We start from the raw sequence: 4,749 nt of genomic DNA, 5'->3' as shown, positions 1-4,749 counted from the left end.
CCTGGCGTGTGTCGCGGCCATCGCCGTGACCGGCTGCGCCCGGGGCAGCACCAATGACAAGAACAACGATCCGGGCATCGAGTTCTCCACCGACGCCGAGCTTCAGGGCAAGCTGGATGTGATGGGCTTCAACCGGGACGCCGACGAGGTGGCCAGCACCCGCACCGACCTGGCCGAGGAGGCCATCAAGCCGGCCACGCTCAGCGCCCGGCCGGGAACTGGACACCCAGCAGCTGCTGTCGGCCATTGCCGCAGGCAAGGCCCCGGATTTGATCTACATCAACCGAGACGAGTTGGGTTCGATGGCCGCCCGCAAGGCGGTCATGCCGCTGGACACCTGCATCGAGGGTGAGGGCATCAACACCGATGACTTCCGCGAGTCGGCCCTGGCCCAGGTCACCTTCGACGGGAACGTCTACGGGGTGCCGGAGTTCAACCAGGTGCAGATCATCATGCCAACGCCGAAATGCTGAACTCCGCCGGGCTGTCCGTGCAGGACATCGACGGGTCCAACCCGCAGCTGATCACCGATGCCGCCGAAAAAATGATGCAGCACAAGAACGGCAAGCTCTCGGCCATCGGCTACGACCCGAAGCTTCCAGAATTCCTTCCACTGTGGGCCATGGGCGAGGGTGCCGCCCTGGTGTCGGAGGACGGGCGGACCGCGCTGTTGAACGACCCGAAGGTGGTCAGCGCCCTGGAGTTCGGCATCGACCTCTACGAAAAGCAGGACGGTTTTGGCACCGTCAAGTCGCTGCGTGACTCCGCCGACTTCTTCGGCAAGGGCAACCAGTTCGCCACCAATGCCCTGGGCGCGATGCCCATGGAGCAGTGGTACGTCAATATCCTCAACGACGTTTCCCCCAATACCCCAATGGCGTTCACCACGATGAAGACCTCCGCCGGTGAGCCGATGAGCTTTGGCACCGGTTCGGCCTGGGCGATCCCCAGCGGGGGCGACAACCCGCAGGCCGCCTGCCGCTTTTTGAAGACCATGACCACCACCGACACCTGGTTGGCGGCGGCCAAGGCCCGCTCGGATGACCGAGTGAAGGACCAGAAGCCGTTCACGGGCCTGTTCACGGCGAACCGGACGGCGGATGAGCAGATCAAGGAGCAGTTCGTGGACACCAACGACTACCTGGCCTCCCCGTGGGCCGAGGCCGTGGAGGCGTCCTACGAAGCGAACAACCACTCCTTCGCCATCCCGGCCCTGCCGGCCGACGCACAGTTCAAGCAGGCGTGGCTGGACGCGGTGAACCGGGTGCTCAGCGGCAACGCGTCGGTCACCGATTCGCTGGAAACCGCGCAGGATGAAGCCCAGCGGGCCCTGGACCAGGCGTGGAGTGAGTGGGAGGCCAATTCCCAGGCCAGCAGCTCGGAACAGTAGGGCTGCCCGATGGCAACCGCAACCACCCGGCGGGCCCGGCGGCGGCGCACCACGCTGACCGCGCTGGTGTTCATCAGCATGGGTCCTGGGGTTTTTGATCTTCACCGCCTGGCCGATCATCTACACCGCCTACCTGTCCCTGACCGACTATGACGTGCTGACCGACCCGTCGTTTGTGGGGATGGACAACTACCGGGAGCTATTCGAGGACCCCAAGGTGCTGCTCTCGCTGCGCAACACCATGTACTTCACGCTGCTCTCGGTGCCGCTGCACATAGGGGTGGCCCTGGCGTTGGCGCTGTTGCTGCAGCAGGTGATCCGAGGCCGCGGCTTCTTCCGCACCGTGTTCTACCTGCCGAACATGACCCCGCCGGTGGCGGTGGGCGTGCTGCTGCTGTTGCTGTTCAACGGGCACACCGGAGCGGTCAACGTCCTGCTGGAGGCCGTGGGAATCCCCGGCCCGCAGTGGACCACCGATGGACGCTGGGTGGTCCCGGGCCTGGTGCTGATGAGCCTGTGGACGCTGGGCGGATCGGTGGTGATCCTGCTGGCGTCGCTGAACCAGGTGCCGCAGGACCTGTACGACGCGGCCAAGCTGGACGGGGCCGGGGCCTGGCGGCGGCTGACCCGCATCACCCTGCCGATGATTTCCGGAACCCTGTTCTTCCTGGTCATCGTCAACACGATTGCCGGGCTGCAGACCTTTACCGAGGCCTATACCGCGTACTTCGGGGCGGGCAACCAGACCTACAGCAATGACGCGGCCCTGTTCTACGTCATCTACCTGTTCCGCCAGGCCTTCGAATACCTGCACATGGGTTACGCTTCGGCGCTGGCCTGGGTGCTGTTCCTGGTGATCATGGTGATTTCGATGATCCAGTACTTCGCCGGACGGAAACTGGTCTACTACGAAGGAGAAGACGGTGGCTAGCATCCGCAGCACCAGCAGCATCGCCGGCCCCCCGCGCGAGATGGCCGGGCAGCGCACGGCCCTGCGCAAGGTGCGCAAGCTGTTGTCCTGGGTGGTCCTGCTGATCGCCACGGGCCTGTTCATCTACGCTGATCTGGCTGCTTTCGGCCTCCTTCAAACCGCAGTCAGAGGTCTTCGACAACCGGTTGATCCCCGCGACCCCAACACTGCAGAACTATCTGGACATTTGGCAGTCGGCGCCGATGGCCCTGTGGATGGGCAACACGATCCTGGTGACCGTGCTGGCGTCTCTGGCCGTAACGTTCAGCAGTTCTCTGGTGGCCTGGGGGTTCGCGTACTACCGCTTCCCCGGCCGGGACGCGCTGTTCTTCCTGATTCTGGCCACCATGATGCTGCCCGGGGTGGTCACCCTGATTCCCACGTACCTTATCTGGGATGCCCTGGGCCAGGTGGGGACGTTGACGCCGCTGTGGGCGCAGAACCTGTTCGGTTCGGCGTTCTACATTTTCCTGATCCGGCAGTTCTTCCTGGGCCTGCCCCGGCAGGTCTTCGAGGCGGCGCGCGTGGACGGGGCCAGCGACTGGCGGCTGTACTGGAACTTCGCCTTGCCGCTGTGCAAGCCGGCGATCGTGGTGACCTTGGTCTTTGAGACGCAGGCGGCCTGGACGGACCTGATGCGGCCGCTGATCTACCTGCGCGATGAAACCACGTTCACGATCCCCCGCGGGCTGAAGGCCTGGTGGATCAGTTTGGTTTTGCGGGCAACTGGCATTGGGAGCTGATCGTCACCGCCAGCGTCATTGCCACCATTCCCATGATCATCGTCTTCTTCATCGCCCAGCGCCACATCCTGGAGGGCGCGGCACCCGCCGGTCCCCGATAGCGGGCGGACCACAGACCAGGGGCTGCAGTTCTTGAACGGGATCTGCAGCCCCTGGCTGGTTTCTTCACGGTCCGGTGTGGTTCACCGCCGTGCTGCGGCGGTGGCAGTCACCGGGCGTGTGCGGCTACTTGCCGTCGACGCTGGTGCCGCCGCGCGGGTGGTCCAATGCGTGACGCCCGCGGATCGCCCGGAACGCGCCGTAGATGAACATCAGCGCACCCCAGATCACGGCGATCCACAGCGGGCTGGGGTTGGTGGTGCCGGCTCCTGGTGCGAAGATCAGGAACGCGGCGAAGGCCACCGCGATGATGGCACCGGAGATCATGAGCCCACGCCGGGGCGTTTCTTCTGCGGACGAGATACTCCACGGCTGTCTGACATTGGTTCTCCCTTGTGCAAAGTTGTGTGTGGCGGGGCCGTTGCCGGCCTATCCCGCGTCGAAGCGCTGTTCGTCTTCGTCGGCTCCCTTGCCGGCCGGCCCGGTCTGCTCATCGCCGCGCTTGCCGCGCTCGGTGCTGGCCTGCTGGTCGGTGGTTTCCTGATCGACCGGTTCGGCCAGGCGTGCCGCCTGCTCGTCGGTCTGTGGGTAGTCGTCGGAAGATTTGCGATCACTCATTGGTCCAGTCCTTTCCTTGGATGCAGCCCTACGAATTGCGCAGGGCCTCGACCAGTTCGTCCTTCTTCATCTTGGAGCGGCCATCGATGCCGATTTCGGCCGCCCGATCCCGCAGCTGCTGAACGGTCCAGTCCTCGTAGCTGCCGGACTCCCCGCCACGTTCACCCACCTTCGAGCGCCCGTCGCGGGCGGCGGCGTTGGCGATGCGGGCGGACTTCTGCTTGGAGTTGCCCTCCTTGCGAAGCTCCTCGTAGAGCTCCTCGTCCTTGATGCGGCTGTTGCCCTTGTTCTCTGGCATGGATCCTCCCCTACTCGGTTCACTCCTGCGCCGTGGACCCTGGTTCACCGTCCCGGACGTTCGGCCGTGCCCGGTGCAGGCCCCTTATTCGCATCACGCTAGACCACCTCACAGGCTGGTAACAGGGCGTGTGTGCGGCTTTGCGGGAAATCCCAGCTAACACCGAGAAGGCCATCGTCGCCGGTCGTATTATCACGCGGTGAGAACAAAATCCCGCACGCCTTAATCGAATCCGAGTATCGTCTGAGCTTTCTCCGTGAAAACCCTGCCCTGCCTGTGGACGCCGGGCAAGCCTGTAAGACTGTGGATTGAAGCAGGGGCTACGTCGCCCGAGGCGGCGCGGTCTCCTACCGTCGAATGTCGAAAGCAGGAGGAAACAATCATGTCCCATGATCAGTCCCAGAACCCTGGACATCCACAGAAGCACACCGAACCGGTGGGCACTCCCAACGACACCAGCAGCAAGGACACCACGTCCAGCGCCGAACACAACGAGCCGGTAGGCACCGCCCACACCGACCGCGACGACGACGAGGAATCGAACTCCGGCGTGCCGCAGCACAACGAACCGGTCGGCACCGGGGACGGTCACAGCGGCCGCAAGCAGGCGGGGCCCGGCGCCCCGCACGAG

Annotated in this window: 9 protein-coding genes and 1 pseudogene; 7 read left to right on the top strand and 3 right to left on the bottom strand. The window is 64.6% G+C overall.

Annotated elements, in window-relative coordinates; translation table 11 throughout:
- The 6 genes and pseudogenes from JCM19049_RS19535 to JCM19049_RS19525 form a co-directional block, all read left to right on the top strand.
- Window positions 1-352: pseudogene (locus JCM19049_RS19535) on the top strand (hypothetical protein); the annotation flags it as partial.
- Window positions 270-473 carry a hypothetical protein gene (locus JCM19049_RS19530; RefSeq protein ID WP_279402764.1) on the top strand — a complete coding sequence of 68 codons (204 nt, stop codon included), beginning with the start codon at window positions 270-272 and terminating at the stop codon, window positions 471-473. The pseudogene JCM19049_RS19535 and the gene JCM19049_RS19530, both read left to right, overlap by 83 nt.
- Window positions 467-1,390: an extracellular solute-binding protein gene (locus tag JCM19049_RS08270; RefSeq protein WP_279402763.1), complete on the top strand. Its 924-nt coding sequence runs from the start codon at window positions 467-469 to the stop codon at window positions 1,388-1,390. The genes JCM19049_RS19530 and JCM19049_RS08270 overlap by 7 nt, the downstream gene beginning before the upstream one ends.
- Window positions 1,391-1,484: 94 nt before the next feature.
- Window positions 1,485-2,321 (top strand): carbohydrate ABC transporter permease, encoded by an 837-nt coding sequence (locus JCM19049_RS08265; protein WP_306420746.1) that lies wholly within the window; start codon window positions 1,485-1,487, stop codon window positions 2,319-2,321.
- Window positions 2,322-2,506: 185 nt separating this feature from the next.
- Window positions 2,507-3,103 carry a carbohydrate ABC transporter permease gene (locus tag JCM19049_RS08260; RefSeq protein ID WP_279402762.1) on the top strand — a complete coding sequence of 199 codons (597 nt, stop codon included), beginning with the start codon at window positions 2,507-2,509 and terminating at the stop codon, window positions 3,101-3,103.
- Entirely contained in the window at window positions 3,061-3,204 is a 144-nt protein-coding gene (locus tag JCM19049_RS19525; protein WP_279402761.1) for a hypothetical protein, read from the top strand. Before JCM19049_RS08260 ends, JCM19049_RS19525 begins: the two co-directional genes overlap by 43 nt.
- Before the next feature lie 124 nt (window positions 3,205-3,328).
- Here the strand turns inward: JCM19049_RS19525 and JCM19049_RS08255 are convergent, their stop codons facing one another.
- The 3 genes from JCM19049_RS08255 to JCM19049_RS08245 all read right to left on the bottom strand — a co-directional run bounded on the left by JCM19049_RS08255 (window position 3,329) and on the right by JCM19049_RS08245 (window position 4,118).
- Window positions 3,329-3,529 carry a hypothetical protein gene (locus tag JCM19049_RS08255; RefSeq protein WP_054821351.1) on the bottom strand — a complete coding sequence of 67 codons (201 nt, stop codon included), beginning with the start codon at window positions 3,527-3,529 and terminating at the stop codon, window positions 3,329-3,331.
- A 102-nt stretch (window positions 3,530-3,631) separates the two neighbouring features.
- Window positions 3,632-3,820, bottom strand: coding sequence for a hypothetical protein (locus JCM19049_RS08250; RefSeq protein ID WP_054821350.1), 189 nt, complete (start codon window positions 3,818-3,820; stop codon window positions 3,632-3,634).
- Between the two features lie 28 nt (window positions 3,821-3,848).
- Entirely contained in the window at window positions 3,849-4,118 is a 270-nt protein-coding gene (locus tag JCM19049_RS08245; protein ID WP_054821349.1) for a Rho termination factor N-terminal domain-containing protein, read from the bottom strand.
- A 382-nt stretch (window positions 4,119-4,500) separates the two neighbouring features.
- On the opposite strand from JCM19049_RS08245, the gene JCM19049_RS08240 reads away from it, so the two are divergent.
- A partial coding sequence (locus JCM19049_RS08240) for a hypothetical protein (protein ID WP_279402760.1) occupies window positions 4,501-4,749 on the top strand: 249 nt, incomplete at its 3' end.

This window comes from Arthrobacter sp. JCM 19049, from assembly GCF_001310435.1.
This window is presented reverse-complemented; position numbering and strand designations above follow the sequence as displayed.